This window comes from Streptomyces sp. NBC_00887, assembly GCF_045207585.1.
The window spans coordinates 6,284,116-6,307,199 of sequence record NZ_CP108788.1 but is presented as its reverse complement, the minus strand read 5'-3'; the positions used below and the strand labels follow the sequence as shown (position 1 = coordinate 6,307,199).

22 protein-coding genes are annotated in these 23,084 nt (G+C 70.3%); 8 read left to right on the top strand and 14 right to left on the bottom strand.

Annotated features, from left to right (window positions below; all coding sequences use genetic code 11):
- Positions 1 to 44 precede the first annotated feature (44 nt).
- A complete protein-coding gene (disA, locus tag OG844_RS28905) occupies positions 45 to 1,169 on the top strand; it encodes a DNA integrity scanning diadenylate cyclase DisA (protein ID WP_406394209.1) in 1,125 nt (374 codons plus the stop codon).
- A gap of 121 nt (positions 1,170 to 1,290) precedes the next feature.
- On the opposite strand, the gene OG844_RS28900 is transcribed toward disA, so the two are convergent.
- On the bottom strand, positions 1,291 to 2,106 hold the full coding sequence (locus tag OG844_RS28900; protein WP_406396292.1) for a hypothetical protein: 816 nt from the start codon (positions 2,104 to 2,106) through the stop codon (positions 1,291 to 1,293).
- A 281-nt stretch (positions 2,107 to 2,387) separates the two neighbouring features.
- On the opposite strand from OG844_RS28900, the gene OG844_RS28895 reads away from it, so the two are divergent.
- From OG844_RS28895 to cseC, 5 genes are all read left to right on the top strand, one after another.
- Positions 2,388 to 3,290 carry an A/G-specific adenine glycosylase gene (locus OG844_RS28895; protein WP_406394208.1) on the top strand — a complete coding sequence of 301 codons (903 nt, stop codon included), beginning with the start codon at positions 2,388 to 2,390 and terminating at the stop codon, positions 3,288 to 3,290.
- Between the two features lie 182 nt (positions 3,291 to 3,472).
- Complete coding sequence (locus tag OG844_RS28890) at positions 3,473 to 4,057, top strand: SigE family RNA polymerase sigma factor (RefSeq protein WP_406394207.1); 585 nt, start codon at positions 3,473 to 3,475, stop codon at positions 4,055 to 4,057.
- Positions 4,045 to 4,737 carry a hypothetical protein gene (locus OG844_RS28885; protein WP_406394205.1) on the top strand — a complete coding sequence of 231 codons (693 nt, stop codon included), beginning with the start codon at positions 4,045 to 4,047 and terminating at the stop codon, positions 4,735 to 4,737. The genes OG844_RS28890 and OG844_RS28885 overlap by 13 nt, the downstream gene beginning before the upstream one ends.
- A gap of 8 nt (positions 4,738 to 4,745) precedes the next feature.
- A complete protein-coding gene (gene cseB / locus OG844_RS28880) occupies positions 4,746 to 5,453 on the top strand; it encodes a two-component system response regulator CseB (RefSeq protein ID WP_406394204.1) in 708 nt (235 codons plus the stop codon).
- The gene (gene cseC, locus OG844_RS28875; RefSeq protein ID WP_406394203.1) at positions 5,450 to 6,784 is read left to right on the top strand and encodes a two-component system sensor histidine kinase CseC; all 1,335 of its coding nucleotides are present in this window, start codon (positions 5,450 to 5,452) and stop codon (positions 6,782 to 6,784) included. Before cseB ends, cseC begins: the two co-directional genes overlap by 4 nt.
- 75 nt (positions 6,785 to 6,859) lie before the next feature.
- On the opposite strand, the gene OG844_RS28870 is transcribed toward cseC, so the two are convergent.
- The gene (locus OG844_RS28870) at positions 6,860 to 8,449 is read right to left on the bottom strand and encodes an MDR family MFS transporter (RefSeq protein ID WP_406394202.1); all 1,590 of its coding nucleotides are present in this window, start codon (positions 8,447 to 8,449) and stop codon (positions 6,860 to 6,862) included.
- Positions 8,450 to 8,587: 138 nt separating this feature from the next.
- On the opposite strand from OG844_RS28870, the gene OG844_RS28865 reads away from it, so the two are divergent.
- Positions 8,588 to 9,172, top strand: a complete 585-nt coding sequence (locus tag OG844_RS28865; RefSeq protein WP_329209808.1) for a TetR/AcrR family transcriptional regulator — start codon at positions 8,588 to 8,590, stop codon at positions 9,170 to 9,172.
- 26 nt (positions 9,173 to 9,198) lie between these two features.
- Here OG844_RS28865 and OG844_RS28860 read toward each other — a convergent pair whose 3' ends face one another.
- Together OG844_RS28860 and OG844_RS28855 are read right to left on the bottom strand one after the other, a co-directional pair.
- Positions 9,199 to 9,921 carry a M23 family metallopeptidase gene (locus tag OG844_RS28860; protein ID WP_406394201.1) on the bottom strand — a complete coding sequence of 241 codons (723 nt, stop codon included), beginning with the start codon at positions 9,919 to 9,921 and terminating at the stop codon, positions 9,199 to 9,201.
- 1,123 nt (positions 9,922 to 11,044) lie between these two features.
- A complete protein-coding gene (locus OG844_RS28855; protein WP_351178251.1) occupies positions 11,045 to 13,573 on the bottom strand; it encodes an ATP-dependent Clp protease ATP-binding subunit in 2,529 nt (842 codons plus the stop codon).
- Between the two features lie 429 nt (positions 13,574 to 14,002).
- Here OG844_RS28855 and OG844_RS28850 point away from each other — a divergent pair, with 429 nt between their 5' ends.
- Positions 14,003 to 14,587 (top strand): SCO3374 family protein, encoded by a 585-nt coding sequence (locus tag OG844_RS28850; RefSeq protein ID WP_406394200.1) that lies wholly within the window; start codon positions 14,003 to 14,005, stop codon positions 14,585 to 14,587.
- Here OG844_RS28850 and OG844_RS28845 read toward each other — a convergent pair.
- From OG844_RS28845 to OG844_RS28800, 10 genes are all read right to left on the bottom strand, one after another.
- Positions 14,566 to 14,901: an Lsr2 family protein gene (locus tag OG844_RS28845; RefSeq protein ID WP_351178245.1), complete on the bottom strand. Its 336-nt coding sequence runs from the start codon at positions 14,899 to 14,901 to the stop codon at positions 14,566 to 14,568. The genes OG844_RS28850 and OG844_RS28845 overlap by 22 nt on opposite strands.
- Before the next feature lie 144 nt (positions 14,902 to 15,045).
- The gene (locus OG844_RS28840; RefSeq protein ID WP_406394199.1) at positions 15,046 to 15,627 is read right to left on the bottom strand and encodes an amino-acid N-acetyltransferase; all 582 of its coding nucleotides are present in this window, start codon (positions 15,625 to 15,627) and stop codon (positions 15,046 to 15,048) included.
- Positions 15,628 to 15,636: 9 nt separating this feature from the next.
- Entirely contained in the window at positions 15,637 to 16,071 is a 435-nt protein-coding gene (locus tag OG844_RS28835) for a BlaI/MecI/CopY family transcriptional regulator (protein ID WP_406394198.1), read from the bottom strand.
- Positions 16,072 to 16,175: 104 nt separating this feature from the next.
- Entirely contained in the window at positions 16,176 to 16,355 is a 180-nt protein-coding gene (locus OG844_RS28830) for a hypothetical protein (protein ID WP_351178236.1), read from the bottom strand.
- A gap of 108 nt (positions 16,356 to 16,463) precedes the next feature.
- Positions 16,464 to 17,060 (bottom strand): hypothetical protein, encoded by a 597-nt coding sequence (locus tag OG844_RS28825; protein ID WP_406396290.1) that lies wholly within the window; start codon positions 17,058 to 17,060, stop codon positions 16,464 to 16,466.
- 140 nt (positions 17,061 to 17,200) lie between these two features.
- Positions 17,201 to 17,998, bottom strand: coding sequence for a type III pantothenate kinase (locus OG844_RS28820; protein ID WP_351165821.1), 798 nt, complete (start codon positions 17,996 to 17,998; stop codon positions 17,201 to 17,203).
- Positions 17,998 to 19,047: a carboxylating nicotinate-nucleotide diphosphorylase gene (gene nadC, locus OG844_RS28815; protein WP_406394197.1), complete on the bottom strand. Its 1,050-nt coding sequence runs from the start codon at positions 19,045 to 19,047 to the stop codon at positions 17,998 to 18,000. The genes OG844_RS28820 and nadC overlap by 1 nt, the downstream gene beginning before the upstream one ends.
- A gap of 88 nt (positions 19,048 to 19,135) precedes the next feature.
- Positions 19,136 to 20,932 carry an L-aspartate oxidase gene (locus tag OG844_RS28810; RefSeq protein ID WP_406394196.1) on the bottom strand — a complete coding sequence of 599 codons (1,797 nt, stop codon included), beginning with the start codon at positions 20,930 to 20,932 and terminating at the stop codon, positions 19,136 to 19,138.
- A complete protein-coding gene (gene panC / locus OG844_RS28805; protein WP_406394194.1) occupies positions 20,929 to 21,942 on the bottom strand; it encodes a pantoate--beta-alanine ligase in 1,014 nt (337 codons plus the stop codon). Before panC ends, OG844_RS28810 begins: the two co-directional genes overlap by 4 nt.
- Positions 21,939 to 22,925: a Rossmann-like and DUF2520 domain-containing protein gene (locus OG844_RS28800; protein WP_406394192.1), complete on the bottom strand. Its 987-nt coding sequence runs from the start codon at positions 22,923 to 22,925 to the stop codon at positions 21,939 to 21,941. Before OG844_RS28800 ends, panC begins: the two co-directional genes overlap by 4 nt.
- Positions 22,926 to 23,084: the final 159 nt, after the last annotated feature.

Here is a 23,084-nt window from a genome sequence, read left to right as displayed (position 1 = left end):
TGAGGGACGCAAGGGCACCGCAAACCCGTGACCGGAGGAGTGCAGTGGCAGCCAACGACCGGGCAGCATCGCCCGGAAAGTCCGGCCAAGGCACCGGCAACGAGGCGCTGATGCGCGCCTCGTTGAGCGCAGTGGCGCCCGGTATGGCCCTGCGGGACGGCCTGGAGCGCATTCTCCGTGGCAACACCGGCGGGCTGATCGTCCTCGGCATGGACAAAACCGTCGAATCCATGTGTACCGGTGGGTTCGTGCTGGATGTCGAGTTCACCGCGACGCGGCTGCGCGAGCTGGCCAAGCTGGACGGCGCCCTGATCCTCGACAAGGACATGACCAAGATCCTTCGGGCCGGAGTACAGCTGGTCCCGGACGCCTCCATCCCCACCGAGGAGACCGGCACCCGCCACCGCACGGCGGACCGGGTCTCCAAAGCGTGCGTGTACCCGGTCGTCTCGGTCTCCCAGTCGATGCACCTCATCGCGCTGTACGTGGACGGGGAGCGAAGGGTCCTGGAGGAGTCCTCCGCGATCCTGTCCCGTGCCAACCAGGCGCTCGCCACGCTGGAGCGGTACAAGCTCCGGCTCGACGAGGTCGCCGGGACGCTCTCCGCGCTGGAGATCGAGGACCTGGTGACCGTCCGGGACGTGACGGCGGTCGCGCAGCGGCTGGAAATGGTGCGCAGGATCGCCACCGAGATCGCCGAGTACGTGGTGGAGCTGGGCACCGACGGCAGGCTCCTGTCGCTCCAGCTGGACGAGTTGATCGCGGGCGTGGAACCCGAGCGGGAGCTGGTCGTACGGGACTACGTGCCCGAACCGACCGCGAAGCGGTCCCGTACGGTCGCGGAGGCGCTGACCGAGCTGGACGCGCTCTCGCACACGGAGCTGCTCGAACTTCCGGTGGTGGCGCGGGCGCTGGGCTACAGCGGTTCGCCCGAGACGCTGGACTCCGCGGTCTCGCCGCGGGGCTTCAGGCTGCTGGCGAAGGTGCCGCGGCTGCCGGGGGCGATCATCGAGCGGCTGGTGGAGCACTTCGGCGGCCTGCAGAAGCTGCTCGCCGCGAGCGTCGACGACCTCCAGGCGGTGGACGGGGTCGGCGAGGCGCGGGCCCGGAGCGTACGGGAAGGGCTCTCGCGACTGGCGGAGTCCTCGATCCTGGAGCGGTACGTCTAGTTCGGACCCGAACGTACGGGAGCCCGAGGCAGTCGGACCCCAGGCGCGCGGAGCGGTCACCCGGACCGGGCGGCCGGGGTGGCCCGATCCGTTCCCTGCCGGACGGGCACCGGTCCTGGCGTCAGTCCTTGGCGAGGACGAACGAGGCGCGCTGCAGCGGCTCGCCCGGCGCCTTCGCCTCGAGCAGATACGTACCGGGGGCGGCCTTGCCGGGGGGCGGAGTCGCGCACAGGGGCGCGCTCTTCTTCCGGTCCCATTCCACGGTGTGAACGACGGTCGCCCCTGCCGGGACCTTCAGGAACACCGCGCCGCCCGACGGGCAGTCCTTGGAGGACCACACCTGTTCGTCGTTGCCGCCGGCCTCGGTGACGGTGAGCACCGCGCTCTTCGGCCCGAAGTCGGCCTTGCAGTCGCTGCTGGAGGTGTTCTTGGCGGTCAGCCGGAACCTGGGCTTGTCGTCGGGGCCGTAGCTGTTCTCCGTACGGAGACTCAACTGCAGCACGGAGGGTGCACAGTTGGGTAGCGAGGAGCCGGCCGGCACCTGTTCGCCCGTGGTCCCGCCGCCGTCCGTTCCCGTGCCGGCCGCCGCCGAGCCGTCGGACCCGCCCGCGCCCGATCCGGCGTCGCCACCCGTGCCGCCGTCACCGTTGCTTCCGTCGGAGCCCGCGTCGGCGGCACCGTCCCCGCTCCCACCGGAGTCCGACTCGTCGCGTCCGCCCGGCTGTTGGCTGATTGCCGGTCCTGATCCGGAGGGTCCCGGGGTGATGGAAGGGGCCGGATCCGAGTCGCCGGGCTTCGCGTCGTCCTTCGTCCCGCCGCCGCCACCCGAGGTGACGGCCCATGCGACCAGTGCCGCGAGCAGCGCGATCACCATCGCCGCAACTGCCCTCCGCCGCCAGTAGATGCTGGAGGGAAGCGGCCCGACCGGATTGCGCATAGATCCCACGGCGCAAACTGTACGAGAGATCCAGGCCGACTCCGGCCCCACCCGCCGCTCTGATCCTCAAGTTTTCCGGATCATCATCACGCAGGGGCCGTTTCCCGGCCACTTCCGGCCACTTTGTGCCGCGCGGAAGCATCCAGGGACGTCCACGAAGGCTCCGGAAGGACGAGAAGGGTCAGAACGGGTGGCGTTATCACTCCCTGAGCCCTCGGCCGGGCCGACACCCCCGTGGCCGTGCCCCATGTCCTGCCTTCCGTGCCAGGATCGTAGGTGCGATGACTGCCACGACTTCGACACACACGCCCCCCGCCTCCCTCCACACCCCCGTCATCGGGTGGTTCGAGCAGCACGCCCGCGATCTGCCCTGGCGCCGCCCCGAAGCGGGCGCCTGGGGTGTGATGGTGAGCGAGTTCATGCTGCAGCAGACTCCCGTGAACCGGGTCCTCCCGGTGTACGAGCAATGGATGGCCCGCTGGCCGCGCCCCGCCGACCTGGCCGCCGACGCGCCGGGTGAAGCGGTCCGCGCCTGGGGCCGGCTCGGCTACCCGCGACGTGCCCTGCGCCTGCACGGGGCCGCGCAGGCGATAACGGAACGCCATGGCGGCGACGTACCCAGCGAGCACAACCAGCTGCTCGCGCTGCCCGGGATCGGCGAGTACACGGCTGCGGCCGTGGCCTCGTTCGCGTACGGGCAGCGTCATGCCGTGCTCGACACGAACGTCCGCCGGGTGTTCGCCCGCGTTGCCTCCGGCATCCAGTACCCGCCGAACGCGACCACGGCGGCCGAGCGCAAGCTCGCCCGCGCACTGCTCCCCGAGGAGGACGAGCGCGCGGCCCGCTGGGCCGCGGCCACGATGGAACTCGGCGCACTCGTGTGCACCGCGAAGAACGAGGACTGCACGCGCTGCCCGATCGCCGGACAGTGCGCCTGGCGGCTGGCCGGCAAGCCCGCGCACCAGGGACCGCCACGCCGCGGGCAGACCTACGCCGGTACGGACCGGCAGGTACGGGGCCGGCTGCTCGCCGTTCTGCGTGAGGCGGTGACGCCTGTGCCGCAGTCCGCGCTGGACGCGGTGTGGGAGGAACCGGTGCAGCGCGCGCGGGCCCTCGACGGACTCGTCGCCGACGGACTCGTCGAACCCCTGCCGGGCGGCCAGTACCGGCTGCCCCTGACCTGACCCCCACCGGCGGACCGGGCTGTCCAGCGGCTGTTACACAACCGATGGACAGCCGTGCGTCCGCGTACGGCTCCTCCGCACACCCTCGTGACAACGCCTCCGTAGCGTCTGCGACGTCAGCGAACGGGATGACCTGCTGACCAGCGGTACCACGGGGATTCACGGGGACGGAGGCGGTTGTTATGGCGCAGGGCGAGGTGCTCGAATTCGAGGAGTACGTGCGCACCAGGCAGGACGCACTGCTGCGCAGTGCCCGCCGGCTGGTTCCGGACCCGGTGGATGCGCAGGACCTGCTGCAGACCGCCCTGGTCCGCACCCTCGGCCGGTGGGACGGGATCGCCGACAAGTCGCTCGCCGACGCCTATCTGCGCCGCGTCATGATCAATACGCGTACGGAGTGGTGGCGGGCCCGGAAGCTCGACGAGGTGCCCACCGAGCAGCTCCCCGACGCGAGCGTCGAAGACGGTTCCGAGCAGCGTGCCGACCGTGCTCTGCTCATCGACGTCCTGGGTGTCCTGGCTCCCAAGCAGCGCAGCGTCGTCGTACTGCGACACTGGGAGCAGATGAGCACCGAGGAGACGGCCGCGGCGCTCGGCATGTCGGCCGGTACGGTGAAGAGCACGCTGCACCGCGCCCTGGCCAGACTGCGCCAGGAGCTGGAGGACCGGGCCGCCCGGAGCCGCGAGGCCGAGGGAACACCGGTGCGGATACCGGCGCAGCCGGACAGGCGTCATGACGAGCGGGGGCGGGAGCGGTGCGCGGCCTGACAGGCAGCGGTACGGCGGCCGGCCGGGGCCATGGGCTCCGGGCCGGTCTGGCGGCGGGAGGTACGGCCATGGCCGGGCTCGCCGCCTTCGGGCTGTTCTGCGCCGGCTGTTCCACCGGCGGCACGGGCACGCGGGACGAAGGGCCCGCGGGCACCCAACCGGTGGCTCAGGTGACGCCCTCGAACGTGCTGCCCACCGGCACGGCGAAGGCCGCCGCACCGGTCGACGCCGTGCGGCTGGTCAAGCGCGACCCCGAGGTGAGCCGGCGGATCAGCAGCGATCTGAGGCCCTGCACCGGTGACGAGTACCCGGTGGACACCTCGTACGGCTCGCTCACCGACGGTCCCGCACCCGACGTCGTGGTCAACGTGATGACCTGCGGCGATTCGGTGGGGGTCGGCACCTACGTCTACCGGCAGCGCCCGGACGGTACGTACGAGAACGTCTTCTCCGCCGAGATACCCGCGGTCTACGGCACCATCGACCGCGGTGACCTGGTGGTGACGACCCAGGTGTACGGCTCGAAGGACGCGGTCGCCTACCCGTCGGGCGAGGACGTGATCACCTACCGCTGGTCGGCCGGCCGGTTCACCGAGACCGACCGGGTGCACAACGACTTCAACCGGGCCGTCGGCAACGGGGACGGAGAACTTCCCGCCCCGCCGACGACGCAGAACTGAGAGCCCGCATGGCCGAGACCCATGTCCTGTTCGTCGAGGACGACGACGTCATCCGCGAGGCCACCCAGCTCGCACTGGAGCGGGTCGGATTCACGGTCACCGCGATGCCCGACGGTCTGCTGGGCCTGGAGGCCTTCCGGGCGGACCGGCCGGACATCGCGCTGCTCGATGTGATGGTGCCGGGGCTGGACGGGGTGAGCCTGTGCCGCCGCATCCGCGACGAGTCGACCGTGCCCGTGATCATGCTGTCCGCGCGGGCCGACTCGATCGATGTGGTCCTCGGCCTGGAGGCCGGGGCCGACGACTACGTCACCAAACCCTTCGACGGGGCGGTGCTGGTCGCCCGGATCCGCGCCGTACTGCGCCGGTTCGGCCACGCCTCGGGCGGACTGGGCGGCGCAACGGCTGCCGAGCCGTCGCACGGCACGGGCGGGGCGCTGGTCTTCGGTGATCTGGAGATCGACACCGAAGGCATGGAAGTACGCCGAGGCGGCGCGCAGGTGGGCCTGACGCCGACCGAGATGCGGCTGCTGCTGGAGTTCTCCTCCGCGCCCGGCACCGTGCTGTCCCGGGACAAGCTCCTGGAGCGGGTCTGGGACTACGGCTGGGGCGGCGACACACGGGTCGTGGACGTCCATGTGCAGCGGCTGCGCACCAAGATCGGGCAGGACAGGATCGAGACGGTCCGCGGCTTCGGCTACAAGTTCCGCGCATGAAGCGGCTCGCTCTGCGGACCGGTGTCCGCTGGAAGATCAGCATCGCGATCGCCGCTGTCGGCGCGCTCATCGCGGTGGCCCTGAGTCTCGTCGTCCACAACGCCGCGCGCGTCTCGATGCTGGAGAACGCCCGCGAGGTACAGCTGGAACGGCTGCTGTTCGCCCAGCGGCTGTACGAGGCGTCGAACACACAGAAGCCGTCGCCCAAGTTCGGCGCCAAACTCAACGACCCCGCGATGCCCTCCAGCCTGCGGGACCAGGTCCGGAACAACCGGCGCGCCACCCACGTCGACGAGTACGCGGGAGGAGTACCGGACGTCTGGGCCGCCGTACCGCTGGCCAACGGTGACGTCCTCTCGCTGCACACCCGCTTCGCCGATCGCAACGCCACGATCATGGGCGACCTCGACCGCGCCCTCGTCATCGGCTCCGTCTCGGTCGTCTTCGGCGGGTGCGCCCTGGGGGTGCTCATCGGCGGCCAGCTCTCACGCAGACTGCGCAAGGCCGCGGCAGCGGCGGGCAAGGTGGCCCAGGGCAACACGGATGTACGGGTACGGGAGGCGGTCGGCGGCGTCGTACGGGACGAGACCGATGAACTGGCCCGCGCGGTCGACGCCCTCACGGACGCCCTGAACGAACGGATCGAAGCGGAACGCCGGGTCACGGCGGACATCGCCCATGAGCTGCGCACCCCGGTGACGGGACTGCTCACGGCAGCCGAACTGCTGCCGCCGGGTCGCCCGACCGAGCTCGTACGGGACCGGGCCCAGGCGATGCGGACCCTGGTCGAGGACGTGCTGGAGGTTGCCCGGCTGGACAGCGCCTCTGAACGGGCCGAGCTGCAGGAACTGCCGCTCGGCGAGTTCGTGAGCCGCCGGGTCGCCCTGCTGGATCCGGGGATCACGGTCCAGGTGGTGCACGAGTCCTGGGTGTCCACGGATCCGCGGCGGCTGGAACGCATCCTGGGCAATCTGCTGGGGAACGCCGCCAAGCACGGGGCGGGCCCGGTCGAGGTCACCGTCGAGGGCAGGGTCCTGCGGGTCCGCGATCACGGGCCCGGTTTCCCGGAGGCGCTGCTGCGGGACGGGCCGAGCCGGTTCCGTACCGGCAGCAGTGACCGGGCCGGCCGCGGGCACGGGCTGGGCCTGACGATCGCCGCCGGACAGGCGCGGGTCCTCGGCGCCCGGCTGACCTTCCGCAACGCGGCGCCCGCCGGGGCGGCGCAAGGTGCGGGCGGGGCCGTCGCCGTGCTGTGGCTGCCCGAACACGCGCCGACGAACACGGGGAGCTTCCCGGTCCTGCAGCAGTCCGGGCAGCAGACACAGGACTGACGGGGGGCCGCCGTCCCGGACGCGTGTGGGCCCCGGAGGCGTCACGCCTCCGGGGCCCACACGCCGTACAGCTGCTCAGACGGTCTGCGACTCCTTGGCCGCCGACGTCTGCGGCGGTGCCGCGTCGTCGACGGGAGCAGCCTCCGGCTTCTCGGTACCCCGCAGCGGGACCTCCTTGACGAACAGCGCCGCCAGCAGGGCCAGCACCGCGATCGAGCCGCCGAGCAGGAAGGCGATGTGCGTTCCCGAGGACACCGCGAACTCGTACGCCTCACGCATCTGGACCGGCAGCTTCGCCAGGCTCGCCGCGTCCAGCTGGGCGGACTTCTCGGTGGCTCCCCCGCCGCCGCGCGCCGCCATCTCGTCCTGGACCCGCCCGGTGAACAGGGCACCCATGATCGCGACTCCGAAGGAGCTGCCGAGCGTGCGGAAGAGGGTGGTCGCGGAGGAGGCGACGCCCATGTCCTTGAGCTCGACGCTGTTCTGCGCGACGAGCATGGTGATCTGCATCAGGAAGCCCATGCCGGCACCGAGGACCGCCATGTAGACACCGGAGGTGAAGCGCGTGGTGCCGGTGTCCATGGTGGAGAGGAGGAACAGGCCCGCGACCATCAGGATGCTGCCCACGATCGGGAACACCTTGTACTTGCCGGTGCTGGTGGTGACGCGGCCGGCGATCAGCGAGACGATCATCATCGCGATCAGCATCGGCAGGAGCAGCAGTCCGGAGTTGGTCGCGGAGGCCCCCTGCACCGACTGCTGGAACAGCGGCAGGAAGAGCACCGCACCGAACATCACGAAGCCGGCGACGAATCCGACGATCGACATGAGCGTGAAGTTGCGGTTGCGGAAGATGTGCAACGGGATGATCGGCTCCGCCGCCTTCGTCTCGACGAAGACGAAGCCGACGAGGGAGGCCACGCCGAGGGCGATGAGCTCCATGATCACGGCCGAGCCCCAGGCGTACTCCGAACCGCCCCAGGTGGTGACCAGCACGATCGCGGTGATGCCGACGGTGAGCAGCGCGGCGCCCAGGTAGTCGACCTTCGCCTTCGTGCGCTCCTTCTTTGGCAGGTGCAGCACCGTGGTGACCATGGCCAGCGCGACCGCGCCCAGCGGCAGGTTGATGTAGAAGCTCCAGCGCCAGCCGAGGTGGTCGGTGATGGTGCCGCCGACGAGCGGCCCGCCGATCATGGCGATCGCCATCACGCCCGCCATCATGCCCTGGTACTTGCCTCGCTCCCGGGGCGGCACCAGATCGCCGATGATCGCCATGACACCGACCATCAGACCGCCGGCGCCGAGGCCCTGGATCGCCCGGAACCCGATGAGCTGGCCCATGTCCTGGGCCATTCCGCTCAGCACCGAGCCGATCAGGAAGATCACGATGGACGTCAGGAAGATGCCCTTGCGTCCGTACATGTCGCCGAGCTTGCCCCAGATGGGCGTGGAGGCCGCCGTGGCCAGCGTGTAGGCCGTGACCACCCAGGCCAGATGTTCCATGCCGCCCAGGTCGCCGACGATCGTCGGCATCGCGGTGCCGACGATCAGGTTGTCGAGCATGGCCAGCAGCATCGCGATCATCAGGGCGAGAACGACCACCCGGACGCTGCGTGGCTGTGGTTCCGCTTTCCCGCCCGACGCCGCTTTCTTCAGATCCGCCATGTCCCGTACTCCCCTGATCCCCTGCTGTCCGGTCCGCCACCGGGGCCGGCACTTACTTGCCGCCCGGCTAGTTGGCTACACTGAGGAAAAGTAGACCCCTAACTAGCCGGGCGTCAAGTAAGTTCTTGGGAGAGTCGCATGGGCAGCAGGCCGCAGCCGCGCCGGGGCAACACCCGGCAGCGCATCCAGGACGTGGCCCTCGACCTGTTCGCCGAACAGGGATACGAGAAGACCTCTCTCCGTGAGATCGCCGAGCAGCTGGACGTCACCAAGGCGGCGCTGTACTACCACTTCAAGACCAAGGAAGACATCCTCAACAGCATCTTCGAGGACCTGAACCAGCCCGTCGAGGAGCTTCTCGCCTGGGGCAAGGAACAGCCGCGCACCCTGGAGACGAAGAAGGAGATCCTGGTCCGCTACAGCGAGGCGCTCAACCGCGCCGCCCCGCTCTTCCGCTTCATGCAGGAGAACCAGGCGACCGTGCGCGATCTGAGCATCGGCCACACGATCAAGCACCGGGTCATCGCCCTGGTGGACCTGATCAAGGAACCCGACGCCCCGCTCACCGACCAGGTGCGCTGCTTCACCGCACTCTTCGCGATGCACGCGGGGATGCTCGCCCTCAGAGACGCCGAAGGCGACCCCGAGGAGAAGCGCAAGGCTGCTCTCGAGGTCGCCATCGAACTGGTGACCAAGGCCCATGACCCGGGCCCTGCCGCTTAGCCGCTACCGGCATCGCGGGCACTCCATCAGATGTGGACGTGCTCGCCCTTCAGGTAGGAGACCGGGTTGATCGCCGAACCGTAGTTCGGGGTCGTCCGGATCTCGAAGTGCAGGTGCGGGCCGCTGGAGTTCCCGGTGTTACCGGAAAGGGCGATCTTCTCGCCGGTCTTCACGCGGTCGCCGACGTTCACCTCGATCTTGGAGAGGTGCGCGTACTGCGAGTACTTGCCGTTGGAGTGCTTGATCACGATGGCGTTGCCGTACGCGGGACCGTCGCCGCCGCCGTTCGGGCCGGCCTTGACGACCCGGCCGGAGTGCGCGGCCTCGACCTTGGTGCCGATCGGCACCGCGAAGTCCTGGCCGGAGTGCTTGCTGGCCCAGCGGTCGCCGCCGGTGCCGTAGGTCGCGCTCAGCACGTAGTGGTTGACCGGGGCCTCCCACGACGCAGCCTTCTTCTTCGCAGCCGCGGCCTGCTTCTTGGCCGCGGCCTTCTTGTCGGCCTTCTTCTCGGCCGAAGCCTTCTTGGCTGCCTCGGCGACCTTGCCCTGGGCGGTCGCCTGCTGGGCGACGGACTGGGCCGTGGCCGCACCGGCGAGAGCCGCGGTGCCCGCAGTGCCCGTCGTACCGGACGCGAACGCCGCGCCCGCACCGAACACCATCGACGCACCCAGGCCTGCGGCCACGACGGCGCCACTGACGCGGGACATGGACGGGCGGCGGGAGTGCTGGAACGTAACGCGCTTCGACATACGGGGAGAACCTCCGGGGTGCTGGGACCCGGCACTCGGACCGGGCTTGCCTCACCTTGGTAACCCGGATCGCCCACAACACTCAAACCCCCCATCTACGAAGAAAAGCCGTAGACAGGCCCTGCGGAAATCGCCTCGCGACCCGCCCGAGCGTGCCCGAGCAAACCGACCTAAATATGCTGAAATCATGATCTGAGATCAGGTTTAAGCCCAGTCCCAAAGGCCTCTTTGCGGACATTGGGCGGTGCTACGGGCAGATTCGCCTCCGCCGCCGAAGGTCCCGGGCGCTCGAGGGACGAAGGTCCCTTGAGCGATCAAGGACTTTGCTCCTACCGCTCCTAGTAGGCCCAAATCGGCTGTGCCCCTTGTCACCGCCGGTGGGACCTTCGGCCTTCCGTTTCGGGACCTTCGCGGCGGGGTACCGCGAGGGCTTTCTGAGGGGTCCCGGCCGCGTTTCAGGGCCAGGAACCCTGGGACGGGGCGGCCGCTGCGCGGGGAACGGCGCTCAACATCCGAGGCCCGGCCCCGCCACGCGGGGAGGAGCCACCCGCAGCCCGGCCCCCGCCACGCAGGGAAGGGCCACCGACCCCCTCCTGCTGCCCTGCCCCGGGGAACGGCCGCCCTCCATACGAGGAAGAGCCACCCCGTACCCGGGAGCCACCCGCAGGCCTCCCGGGGATGAGCCCAGTCAGCACCTCGGGAGCCGGCCCGGCACGTGGGAACGGTGCCCCTCGCCCACGGCCCGGCCGCCCAGGACCCTCGGTGTCCGGCCAACCACCGCGCCGGGAACGTTCACCCGACACCCGCGGTGCCCGGCCGCCCGGCCCAAGAGCGGGGGGGCCGCCCATCGCCCACCGCCCTTGGGCCGGACCCTGTCCTGGCCCCCGGCGGGAGTACATGCGCCCGGGGGTGGAGCCACACCTGGCCCGGCGCACCCCCACGTACCCAAGGGCCCGCCTCACGCCCGCATGGGCCGGCCCGACGCGCGCACGGCCCGCCGAACCCCGCCGTCCCGGCCCTGTGGCCACACGCCGAACCGCGCAGCGGCACACAGAAAAGGGCTGCCCCCGACCGTTGACCGGTCGGGGGCAGCCCCTTCTACGTGCTCAGGCGCTACGCGCCCTTACGCTTCCTTCGTCAGGTTCGGGCCGGCGCCACCGGCCGCCTGCTCGATCGGCGGGACGTCGGGCAGTGCCGACTTCTCCTCACCACGGAACGAGAACTTCTTCTCGTCCCCCTCACCCTCGGTGTCCACGACGACGATGTGACCGGGGCGCAGCTCTCCGAAGAGGATCTTCTCGGAGAGGATGTCCTCGATCTCGCGCTGGATCGTCCGGCGCAGCGGCCGGGCGCCCATCACGGGGTCGTAGCCCTTCTTCGCCAGCAGCGACTTGGCGTTCGGGCTGAGCTCGAGACCCATGTCGCGGTCCTTGAGGCGCTCATCCACCTTGTCGATCATGAGATCGACGATCTGGATGATGTCCTCCTCGGTCAGCTGGTGGAAGACGACCGTGTCGTCGACACGGTTGAGGAACTCGGGCCGGAAGTGCTGCTTGAGCTCTTCGTTGACCTTGACCTTCATCCGCTCGTAGTTCGTCTTCACGTCGCCCTGGGCGGCGAAGCCCAGGTTGAAGCCCTTGGAGATGTCCCGGGTCCCGAGGTTGGTCGTCATGATGATGACCGTGTTCTTGAAGTCCACGACCCGGCCCTGGGAGTCGGTCAGACGACCGTCTTCCAGAATCTGGAGCAGGGAATTGAAGATATCGGGGTGGGCCTTCTCGACCTCGTCGAAGAGAACGACGGAGAACGGCTTGCGGCGCACCTTCTCGGTGAGCTGGCCGCCCTCCTCGTAACCCACGTAACCGGGGGGCGAACCGAAGAGGCGGGAAACCGTGTGCTTCTCGCTGAACTCCGACATGTCGAGGGAGATCAGCGCGTCCTCGTCACCGAAGAGGAATTCGGCGAGCGTCTTGGAGAGCTCGGTCTTACCGACACCGGACGGGCCGGCGAAGATGAACGAGCCACCGGGGCGCTTCGGGTCCTTCAGACCTGCTCGCGTACGGCGGATCGCCTGCGAGAGGGCCTTGATGGCGTCCTTCTGGCCGATGACGCGCTTGTGGAGCTCGTCCTCCATGCGCAGCAGACGCGAGGACTCCTCCTCCGTCAGCTTGAAGACCGGGATACCGGTGGCGGTGGCCAGGACTTCGGCGATGAGCTCGCCGTCGACCTCGGCGACGACATCCATGTCGCCGGCCTTCCACTCCTTCTCCCGCTTGGCCTTCGCCGCCAGCAGCTGCTTCTCCTTGTCCCGGAGGGACGCTGCCTTCTCGAAGTCCTGGGAGTCGATCGCCGACTCCTTGTCGCGGCGCACTCCCGCGATCTTCTCGTCGAACTCGCGGAGGTCCGGCGGCGCGGTCATCCGGCGGATGCGCATCCGGGAACCGGCCTCGTCGATCAGGTCGATCGCCTTGTCCGGCAGGAAGCGGTCCGAGATGTAGCGGTCGGCCAGGGTGGCGGCCTGCACCAGCGCCTCGTCCGTGATGGACACCCTGTGGTGAGCCTCGTAACGGTCGCGCAGACCCTTGAGGATCTCGATGGTGTGCGGCAGCGACGGCTCCGCGACCTGGATGGGCTGGAAGCGGCGCTCAAGAGCGGCGTCCTTCTCCAGGTGCTTGCGGTACTCGTCGAGCGTGGTCGCACCGATGGTCTGGAGCTCGCCTCGCGCCAGCATGGGCTTGAGGATGCTCGCCGCGTCGATCGCGCCCTCGGCGGCGCCCGCACCCACCAGGGTGTGGAGCTCGTCGATGAACAGGATGATGTCGCCGCGGGTGCGGATCTCCTTGAGGACCTTCTTCAGGCGCTCCTCGAAGTCACCGCGGTAGCGGGAGCCTGCGACCAGCGCACCGAGGTCGAGGGTGTAGAGGTGCTTGTCCTTGAGGGTCTCGGGCACCTCGCCCTTGACGATGGCCTGCGCCAGGCCCTCGACGACCGCCGTCTTGCCGACGCCGGGCTCGCCGATGAGGACCGGGTTGTTCTTGGTCCGGCGGGACAGCACCTGCATGACCCGCTCGATCTCCTTCTCGCGCCCGATGACCGGGTCGAGCTTGGACTCACGAGCGGCCTGGGTGAGGTTCCGGCCGAACTGGTCGAGCACCAGGGACGTGGAGGGCGTGCCCTCCGCGGGGCCGCCTGCAGTGGCCGCCTCCTTGCCTCCCGAGTACCCGGAGAGCAGCTGGATGACCTGCTGCCGAACCCGGTTCAGGTCGGCGCCCAGCTTCACGAGGACCTGGGCTGCGACGCCCTCGCCCTCACGGATCAGGCCGAGCAGGATGTGCTCGGTGCCGATGTAGTTGTGGCCGAGCTGGAGGGCCTCGCGGAGCGAGAGCTCCAGGACCTTCTTCGCCCGGGGAGTGAAGGGGATGTGCCCGGACGGGGCCTGCTGGCCCTGACCGATGATCTCCTCCACCTGCTGGCGGACCGCCTCGAGCGAAATCCCGAGGCTCTCCAGGGCCTTAGCGGCGACACCCTCACCCTCGTGGATCAGGCCCAGGAGGATGTGCTCGGTGCCGATGTAGTTGTGGTTGAGCATCCGGGCTTCTTCCTGAGCCAGGACGACAACCCGCCGCGCGCGGTCGGTGAACCTCTCGAACATCGTTAATCGCTCCTCAGAGCGGTCAGGCAGTAAGGGGTAGGTCCCCTCCCTGTCCTTCCGCAGCTTAGTCCCGCAAGCGGGGACCGCTCATTTCAACTGCCGACACCCGTCGATGGCCTCCTGCCCCGAACGCCGACAACTGCTCCAACCCGATGGTGCGAGACGATGTTCCCGCAGGCCAGGCAGATAGCCCTTTCGCCAGTACGCCGATGGCGAACGTGAGACGTTTTTGCCTGCGTGTCGCCCCTTCTCACTAGGGATGTCTTACCCGCACTCACTGACAGTCCATGCGGCGCACCCCCGTTCCCTCCGCTACGGGCGAACAACTTCACGCTGCCGAATGCTCCCGTACGCCCCCATCGCGGACACGAAGAGCAGTCGATCATGAACTGTGCGTAACCTGGGGCCCGGTTCGGCGGTTCATCGGTCATGGCTCCCATCGTCCCGCCCCCCCGCTCGTCGCCCGAAGCCGACGCCTGCGCACGGTGGTACGCGACGGAGCTCGACTGGGCCACGGAGGGAACAGCACCCGTGCGGTTGCTGACCGGGCTGCGTTTCGACGTGCTGGAGCTGCCTGCCGCGGCGGGTCACGCGGCACTGCGCCGGGTGGGGCGCACCGGCCCCGTGGCGCTGGCCGGGCAGCGGATGCGGCTGCTGGTGGCCGCCGGGACCGCCGACGAGTTGCCGGGGCTGCTCGACTGGCTGGAGTGGAGCGGTATCGCTCTCGACCTGGCCGCCATCGGAACGGGCGGACACATCGACGCCCCTGCGCCGCCCAGTGGGGCGGGGGGCTCGCCGGGGGCCGCGTTCTGGCTGCGGCCCCCCGAACCGCGCCAGGAGGTGGAGCCGCGGCTCCCCGCTCTGGCCGGCCTCGGGAGCAGGGGTGGGGATGCTCCCGATCTCGTACGACTGGTGGACGCGGCAGCGACGGAATGCCACCGGGTCCGGCTCACGCGTGCCCGGACGCACCTGTTGACCCATCGGCCGACAGGTCAGCCGTTGGCCTTCTCGTAAGCCTCGCGGATCTCGGCGGGAACGCGGCCGCGGTCATTCACATTGTGGCCGTTCTCGCGGGCCCACTTACGGATCTCCGCAGTGTCCTTGTTGCCACCCGTAACGGCGCGGCCCTTGCCGCGGCCGGTCGCTGCGCGACCACCCGTGCGACGGCCACTCCGGGCGTAGGGCTCGAGAAGACCACGGAGCTTGTCCGCGTTGCTCGTCGTGAGGTCGATCTCGTACGTCTTGCCATCAAGAGCGAACGTGACGGTCTCGTCCGCCTCGCCACCGTCGAGGTCATCAACAAGAAGGACCTGAACCTTCTGTGCCACCGGATTTCCTTTCATCGAAAATGCAGTACGCGGAAAGGAAACCGCTTTTCCCCGGAAAACACAAACCCCTGGGAGACGTTCAGTAGCACAAGAACACGGGAAACGTGCGCGATTCGGACATAGGGTTCCGACGTCTAGTCCCGGTCACAGGTGCAGAAGCATCCGACTGTTGCCCAAGGTGTTCGGCTTCACTCGTTCGAGACCGAGGAACTCGGCGACACCCTCGTCATAGGAACGCAGCAGCTCGCTGTAGACATCTCCGTCGACCGGCGTCTCACCGATCTCGGTGAAGCCGTGCTTCGCGAAGAAGTCGACTTCGAAGGTGAGACAGAAAACCCGGCGCACGCCGAGCCAGCGTGCGGTCTGCAAGAGCTTGTCCAGAACTTGGTGACCTACTCCGGCGCCCCTGATGCCGTGGTCGACGGCGAGAGTACGCACTTCGGCGAGGTCTTCCCACATCACGTGGAGTGCACCGCAGCCGATGACGCGGGCGTCCTCATCACGTTCGGCGACCCAGAACTCCTGGATGTCCTCGTAAAGCGTGACCGTCGCTTTGTCGAGCAGGATGCCTTCGGCGACGTAGCCGTCGAGCAGGCCGCGGACGGATGCCACATCGCTGGTCCTGGCACGACGGACGGTGATGGCGAGTTTCCCTACCGACGGGTCGGTAGGAAAAACTGTATGCGGCTCGGTTTGCGGCTCGGTTTGCGGCAGCTCTGAGGACATGCCCCGACGCTATCGCCCGATCTCCGGTGGTGCTTCATCGGCCGGGACCGCGTCATCGGGCGGGGTTGCGGAGGGGTCGGGGAAGACCGGCGAGACCATGCGCACCGCATCCTGGAGAGCCTCGCGCTGCTCGGCGGACATCATGCCGAAGAAGGCGACCAGAGCGGCGGCCGGGTTGTCACTGAGGGACCACGCTTCGTTCATCAGTGCGGCCGAGTACGCGGCCCGGGTGGAGACCGCCGTATATCGATATGCCCGGCCATCGACTTCTCGGCGCACCCAGCCCTTCTGATGGAGATTGTCCATTACCGTCATCACGGTCGTGTATGCGATGGACCTCTCCTGCTGAAGGTCCTCGAGAACTTCCCGCACGGTGACCGGACGGTTCCATTGCCAGACCCGTGTCATCACGGCGTCTTCCAGCTCTCCCAATTGGCGAGGCACAGCGTCACCTTAGTGCTAGATGTCTGGAATAGGCCATTTTATCGAGACGGCAAAAGGGCGCACAGCTCCTCGGGAGCCGTACGCCCTTCTCGGCCTGGTCCGGATCAGACGCCGTCGGCCCGCGGGGCCTGCTGCAGCGATTCGGCGCGGGCGGCCGCGGCATCCACGGCCGCGTCCTCCTTGGCCTTGTTCGGACCGCCCTGGCTCTTGACGATCGTCACGACAAGACCGATGAAGAAGGCGGCCATCACCACGGGGGGCACGAGCGCGGATACGTAGTCCATGCCGTCCAGGGTAGCGAGCCCGGCATTCCGGTCTCTCCCGGGCACCCCCAGGGCCTTTCGTTCGGATTGCGCCGGCCCGCGGGGGCCGGCGCAGTCCTGACGGAAGGCCTAGGACACGGCGCGTTCCTCGGCCGGGGGTGCGGGCGCCGGGCGGCGCCGGGGCGGGAAGACCTCGGACGGCTTGGGCATGGGGCGCTCACCGGGCGCCGCGGGGCGGGCCGGCGTCGCGGGCCGGGCCGGGGTCTTGGGGCGCTCGGGCTCCTTGGCCGCCGCGAGGCCGCCGGGCAGGGCGAGCAGCCGACTGCGCGGCGCGGGCGTCGTCATGGGCGCGGCGCGTCCGGCGAGGCGGGCCCGCACCGAGCGTTCCGCGAGCACCTGACAGCGCTCCAGGAGCGCCGCCGCGACCGGTCCGGCACGAAGTGCGCGCAGGGCCGCCAGATCGTCGGGACGGGGGTCGTAGCCGGCAGCGAGGGCGTCCTGCAGGAGCTCCAGGTAGCCACCGAGGGAGCCGGGGAGCGCGTCGCGGTACCGGGCGAGATCGGCGAGGAGGAACGCGCGCAGTCTGCCTGCCTCGCTCACCGCCTCGTCCACCGCGCCGGCGAGCCGCAGGCAGTCCTGGACGTCGTCTTCCGGCAGGGACGTGGGGTGGAGGGCATGGGCGAGAGCACGTCGGAGCACCCGCAGCTCGTCCGCACTGAACGCCATGCCGCCGCGTGATCCGTAGGGCGTGGGCATGACGCGACAATACGTGCTAAATGGACAAAATCCGCTTAACTGGCCGCCCGGCGGCGCGCCGTCCTCCGAGGCGCCGCCGGGTCGTTCCCGCAGGTGACCGCGGGCGCGCCCTACATCCGGGCGATGTTGCGCTCGTACACGAGACGAAGGCCGATGAGCGTGAGCCAGGGTTCGTGCTCGTCGATGACCGAGGACTCCCCCAACACCATCGGAGCAAGGCCGCCGGTCGCGATGACGGTGACGTCGTCGGGGTCGGCCGCCAGCTCCTTCTTCATGCGCTCGACGACGCCGTCGATCTGGCCCGCGAAGCCGTACACGATGCCGGACTGCATCGCTTCGACGGTGTTCTTCCCGATCACGCTGCGCGGCCTGGCCAGCTCGATCTTGCGGAGCTGGGCGCCCTTGACCCCGAGCGCCTCCACCGAGATCTCGATACCGGGTGCGATCACACCGCCCGTGTACTCACCGCGGGCGGACACCGCGTCGAAGGTGGTGGCCGTACCGAGGTCGACGACGATCGCCGGACCGCCGTAGAGCTCGACGGCGGCGACGGCGTTGACGATGCGGTCGGCGCCGACCTCCTTCGGGTTGTCCGTCAGTACGGGCACACCCGTCTTGACCCCCGGCTCCACGAGGACCGCGGGGACATCGCCGTAGTAGCGGCGGGTGACCTCGCGCAGTTCGTGCAGAACGGCGGGCACCGTCGAGCAGATCGCGATGCCCTCGATCCCGTCGCCCAGCTCCACGCCGAGCAGCGGGTGCATGCCCATCAGCCCCTGGAGCAGCACGGCGAGCTCGTCGGCGGTGCGGCGGGCGTCGGTGGAGATCCGCCAGTGCTCGACGATCTCCTCGCCGTCGAAGAGGCCGAGGACCGTGTGGGAGTTGCCGACGTCGATGGTGAGCAGCATCAGGCGCCGGCCCCGTCGGTGGGTACCTCGGTGTCACGGAAGTCCAGGCCGATGTCGAGGATCGGCGAGGAGTGCGTGAGCGCGCCGACGGCAAGGTAGTCGACGCCCGCCTCCGCGTAGGCGCGGGCGGAGCCGAGGGCGAGCCGGCCCGAGGACTCCAGCACCGCACGGCCGCCGACGAGGGCGACCGCCTCCGCGGTCGCCGACGGGGTGAAGTTGTCCAGCAGGATCAGGTCGGCACCCGCGTCGAGCACCTCGGTGACCTGCTCCAGCGTGTCGACCTCGACCTCGATGGCGAGCTCGGGGAACGCCTCCCTGACCCGCTTGAACGCCTCGGCGACACCGCCGGCCGCGATGACGTGGTTGTCCTTGACGAGGGCCGCGTCCACGAGCGACATGCGGTGGTTGACCCCGCCGCCGCAGCGGACCGCGTACTTCTCCAGGGCGCGGAGTCCGGGAGTCGTCTTGCGGGTGTCGCGGACCTTGGTCTTCGTGCCTTCGAGCACATCGGCCCAGGCCCGGGTCGCGGTCGCGATCCCGGAGAGCCTGCACAGCAGGTTGAGCGCGCTGCGCTCGCCGGTGAGCAGGTCACGGGTGCGGGTGGTGACGGTGAGCAGCTTCTGTCCGGGCACGACGCGGTCGCCGTCCTCGACGTGGCGCTCGACCTCGAACTCGTCCGTGCAGACGATGGACAGGACGGCCTCGGCAACGCGCAGACCTGCGACGACACCTGCCTCGCGGGCGGTGAAGTCACCGGTGGCCACGGCCTCCTCGGAGACGGTCGCCACGGTCGTGACGTCCACCCCGCCGTCGAGGTCCTCCTCGATCGCGACATGCGCGATGTCCTCCACCTGGACGGGGTCCAGGCCCGCGTCGGCGAGCAACTGGGCCAGAGCGGGGTCGAGCCCGCACTCCAGACCGTCCGGGTCGTAGCCGTCGTCGCAGCCGCAGCCGTCGCCGCAGCCGCCCCCGGACGCGGCGGGCGCGCCGATGTGGATCAGCGGTACGTCCACGGGTGTCGGGCGCGGGTTCTCTTCGGGCGTGCTCACGGTTACGGCTCCTCGGGGGCGTCGGCGGGTGGTTCGGGGTACTGCTCGGTGTATCTGCGCAATCCGGGCGGCGTCGTGCTGTCGCCGCTCAGTCTGCTGAATCCTCGGGGCGTACGGGCGGGAATGCGGCGCTGTCCGTACGACGGACGACGAGCCGCCGGTCCGGGGCGATCCGGACGACGAGGTGACGGCGCCAGTCCGCGTCGTCCCGGTCGGGCCGGTCCTCGCGCCAGTGGCAGCCGCGGGTCTCCTCGCGCTCCCGGGCGGCGGCGACCAGAACCCGCGAGACCAGGAGCAGGTTGGTGGCCTCCCACGCCTCGACGCCGGGTACGGCGTCCTTGGCGCCGGTCGCTGCGGTATCCGCCGCGGTGGCTGCGGTCCGCTGGAGGGAATCCAGCTCCTCGGCCGCGCGGGCGAGGCTGTCGGCGGAGCGGATGACTCCGGCGCCCCTCGTCATGATCCGCTGGATCTCCGTCCGGGACTCGGCGGTGAGCAGCGGGGCGGGCTCCGACGCGGGCCGGTGGGCGCCGGGGACGGCTGCCCCGGTCCCGGCCGGCTGCGCCAGGTCCTGATCCCGGTCCCTGCCACCGCCCTGTTCACCGGACACGGCCTGGGCCGGGTCCTCGGCCGGGTCCCGGGGCCGGGCCGTCACGATGTCCGCCGCGATGCGTTCGGCGAAGACCAGGCCCTCCAGGAGGGAGTTGGACGCGAGCCGGTTCGCGCCGTGCACTCCCGTGCAGGCGACCTCTCCGCAGGCGTACAGGCCGGGAACCGTCGTACGGCCCCGGAGGTCGGTGCGGACGCCGCCCGACGCGTAGTGCGCGGCCGGGGCCACCGGGATCGGCTCCGTCACCGGGTCGATGCCGTGGGCCCGGCAGGCGGCCAGAATCGTCGGGAAGCGCTGCTCCCACATCTCGGCGCCGAAGTGACGCGCGTCGAGATACATGTGCTCGGTGCCCAGGAGGTGCATCTGGCGGGTGATGGCCTTGGCGACGATGTCGCGCGGGGCCAGCTCGGCCAGCTCGTGCTGCCCCAGCATGAAGCGCGTGCCGGAGGCGTCGACGAGATGGGCGCCCTCGCCCCGTACCGCTTCCGACACCAGCGGCTGCTGGCCCTCGGAGTCGGAGCCGAGAAACAGGACGGTCGGGTGGAACTGGACGAACTCGAGGTCGGAGACCTCCGCGCCCGCGCGCAGAGCGAGGGCCACCCCGTCGCCGGTGGAGACCGGCGGATTGGTGGTGGCCGAGAAGACCTGGCCCATGCCGCCGGTCGCGAGGACCACCGCAGGAGCGCGGACCGCGCCGACTCCGTCGTGCTGACCCTCGCCCATGACGTGCAGGGTGACGCCTGCGGTACGGCCTTCGGCATCGGTGAGGAGGTCGAGGACCAGGGCGTTCTCGACGGTGTGCAGGGCTGCCGAGCGGACCGCTTCGACCAGGGCGCGGGAGATCTCGGCGCCCGTGGCGTCTCCGCCCGCGTGCGCGATGCGGCGCCGGTGGTGGCCGCCCTCGCGGGTCAGGGCGATGGCACCGGTGTCGGTGGTGTCGAAGTGCGCGCCGGTTTCGATCAGCCGGCGTACGGCGTCGGGGCCCTCGGTCACCAGGGTCCGCACCGCCGTCTCGTCGCACAGGCCCGCGCCGGCGACCAGGGTGTCGTCGAGGTGCTGCTCGGGGGTGTCGCCCTCGCCGAGAGCCGCGGCGATGCCACCCTGCGCCCAGCGGGTGGAGCCGTCGTCGAGGCGGGCCTTGGTGACGACGACGGTGGCGAGACCGGCCGCGGCACAGCGCAGGGCGGTGGTGAGACCGGCCACGCCGGAGCCGACCACGACGACGTCCGCGTCGATGGCCCAGCCGGGGGCGGGGGCGGTCAGCCGTATTCCGGTCACGTCAGGGCTCCGAGGGTCAGCGGGATGTTGTCGATCAGACGGGTGGCACCCACCCGTGCCGCGACGGCGAGGATCGCCTCGCCGCTGTCGCGGTCGTCGGGGATCTCGGTGAAGTCGGCCGGGTCCACGAGCGCCAGGTAGTCCAGCTCGAGCGGCACCGCGTCCTCGGCCGCCTCGGCGAGGACGGCCTGGGCCGCTGCCCGTACCGCGGCCGGTCCGACCGTCGGCCTGGCCAGCGCCACGGCCTGGGTGTCGGCGGCCGCACGGGCCTCTCCGAGCTTCGTGAGCGCCGCGGCCCGGCCCTCCCGCTCGGGGACGGTCTGTGCGCGGGCGTGCAACGCCTGCTGGGCGGCCAGCCGGTCGCGGGCCGCGAACAGGGCCCTGGGGAGGGCCGATGCGGTGCGGCGTTCGTCGGCGGAGAGGAAGCGGTTGCGGCTGGAGAGCGCGAGGCCGTCGGGATCGCGGACCGTGGGCACGGCGACGATGTCGACTCCGAAGTTGAGGTCGCGCACCATGCGGCGGATGAGCGCCAGCTGCTGGGCGTCCTTCTGCCCGTAGAACGCCGCGTCGGGCCGGGTGAGGTGGAGGAGCTTGGCGACGACGGTGAGCATGCCGTCGAAGTGCCCGGGGCGCGAGGCGCCTTCGAGACGCGCGCCCATGGGGCCGGCGGTGATCCGGACCTGGGGGTCACCGCCCGGGTACACCTCGTCGACGGAGGGCGCGAAGACGGCGTCCGCACCGGCCGCCGCGGCAATGGCGAGGTCGGCGTCCAGGGTGCGGGGGTAGCGGTCGAGATCGGCGGCCTCACCGAACTGGAGCGGGTTGACGAACACGGTGACGACGACCTGCCCACCGGGTCCCGCGGCGGCCCGCGCCGTACGGATCAGGGTGGCGTGGCCGTCGTGGAGCGCGCCCATCGTCATGACGACGGCGCGCTGGGCACCGGCCGGCCGGTGCAGGGCGTCCAGTTCCGCGGCGGTGCGCAGAAGCGTGGCGGGTGCGGTGCTCATCGTCCCTCCCCCGGCCCGGTCTCGTCCGTGCCGTCCGTGCCGTTTGTTCCGCTCACGCCAGGGGTGGTGTTCGCGCTGTCCGACAGGACATCGAGGAGGTCCTCCGCGAACTCCGGCTTGAGCAGACCGTGGGCCAGCGCCCGGTCCGCCGTGGTGCGGGCCATCGCGAGATATCCGGCCACCGCCTGCGGGGCGTGCCTGCGCAGTTCGGCGATGTGCGCAGCCACCGTGCCCGCGTCGCCCCGGGCCACGGGCCCGGTCAGCGCGGCGTCGCCGGAGCGCAGGGCGTTGTCGAGGGCGGCGCCGAGCAGCGGGCCGAGCATCCGGTCGGGTGCGGACACTCCGGCCTTCTGCAGCAGCTCCATGGACTGGGCGACCAGGGTGACCAGGTGGTTCGCCCCGAGGGCGAGCGCCGCGTGATAGAGCGGACGGGACTCCTCCGCGATCCATTCGGGCTCACCGCCCATCTCGATGACGAGCGCCTCGGCGGCGAGCCTGAGCTCCTCGGGGGCGGTGACCCCGAAGGAGCAGCCGGCCAGCCGCTGGACGTCGACGGAGCTGCCGGTGAAGGTCATGGCCGGATGCAGCGCGAGCGGGAGCGCCCCCGCGCGCAGTGCGGGGTCGAGCACCTTCGTCCCGTACCTCCCGGACGTGTGGACGATCAGCTGGCCGGGCCGCACGGCACCGGTCTCCGCGAGGCCTTCGACCAGGCGGGGCAGCGCGTCGTCGGGGACCGTCAGCAGCACGAGCTCGGCGCGCGCGAGGACCTCGGCCGGCGTGACGAGGGGTACGTCGGGGAGCAGGGCGGCGGCCCGGCGCACGGATGCGTCGGAGACGCCCGAGACCGCGACGGGGCGGTGCCCGGCGAGCTGCAGCGAGGCGGCGAGGGCGGGGCCGACCCGTCCCGCACCGACGACGCCGACGGTGAGACGGGCGGGGCGGTCCCTCGCGTCGAGGGATTCCTTGGAAACAGATGCGTTCACGCGGCGATGGCCTTCCGTTCCAGTCCGCGGGGGGTACCGGACGATTTCTCTGCATGCTACGCCAGCGTTTCGCCACACCCCCCGGCTGTCCACAGCCTGTGGGTAACTCTGGGCCGCAACCGAAAACGGGGTGGGCTGTGTCAGCGGTCCGGGTGATGA

Coding starts and splice junctions, on each gene's coding strand:
- OG844_RS28900 (WP_406396292.1), bottom strand. CDS start 2,106: ATGCGCAATCCGGTCGGGCCGCTTCCCTCCAGCATCTACTGGCGGCGG.
- OG844_RS28895 (WP_406394208.1), top strand. CDS start 2,388: ATGACTGCCACGACTTCGACACACACGCCCCCCGCCTCCCTCCACACC.
- OG844_RS28890 (WP_406394207.1), top strand. CDS start 3,473: ATGGCGCAGGGCGAGGTGCTCGAATTCGAGGAGTACGTGCGCACCAGG.
- cseB (WP_406394204.1), top strand. CDS start 4,746: ATGGCCGAGACCCATGTCCTGTTCGTCGAGGACGACGACGTCATCCGC.
- cseC (WP_406394203.1), top strand. CDS start 5,450: ATGAAGCGGCTCGCTCTGCGGACCGGTGTCCGCTGGAAGATCAGCATC.
- OG844_RS28870 (WP_406394202.1), bottom strand. CDS start 8,449: ATGGCGGATCTGAAGAAAGCGGCGTCGGGCGGGAAAGCGGAACCACAG.
- OG844_RS28865 (WP_329209808.1), top strand. CDS start 8,588: ATGGGCAGCAGGCCGCAGCCGCGCCGGGGCAACACCCGGCAGCGCATC.
- OG844_RS28860 (WP_406394201.1), bottom strand. CDS start 9,921: ATGTCGAAGCGCGTTACGTTCCAGCACTCCCGCCGCCCGTCCATGTCC.
- OG844_RS28855 (WP_351178251.1), bottom strand. CDS start 13,573: ATGTTCGAGAGGTTCACCGACCGCGCGCGGCGGGTTGTCGTCCTGGCT.
- OG844_RS28850 (WP_406394200.1), top strand. CDS start 14,003: ATGGCTCCCATCGTCCCGCCCCCCCGCTCGTCGCCCGAAGCCGACGCC.
- OG844_RS28840 (WP_406394199.1), bottom strand. CDS start 15,627: ATGTCCTCAGAGCTGCCGCAAACCGAGCCGCAAACCGAGCCGCATACA.
- OG844_RS28830 (WP_351178236.1), bottom strand. CDS start 16,355: ATGGACTACGTATCCGCGCTCGTGCCCCCCGTGGTGATGGCCGCCTTC.
- OG844_RS28825 (WP_406396290.1), bottom strand. CDS start 17,060: ATGGCGTTCAGTGCGGACGAGCTGCGGGTGCTCCGACGTGCTCTCGCC.
- OG844_RS28820 (WP_351165821.1), bottom strand. CDS start 17,998: ATGCTGCTCACCATCGACGTCGGCAACTCCCACACGGTCCTCGGCCTC.
- panC (WP_406394194.1), bottom strand. CDS start 21,942: ATGAGCACCGCACCCGCCACGCTTCTGCGCACCGCCGCGGAACTGGAC.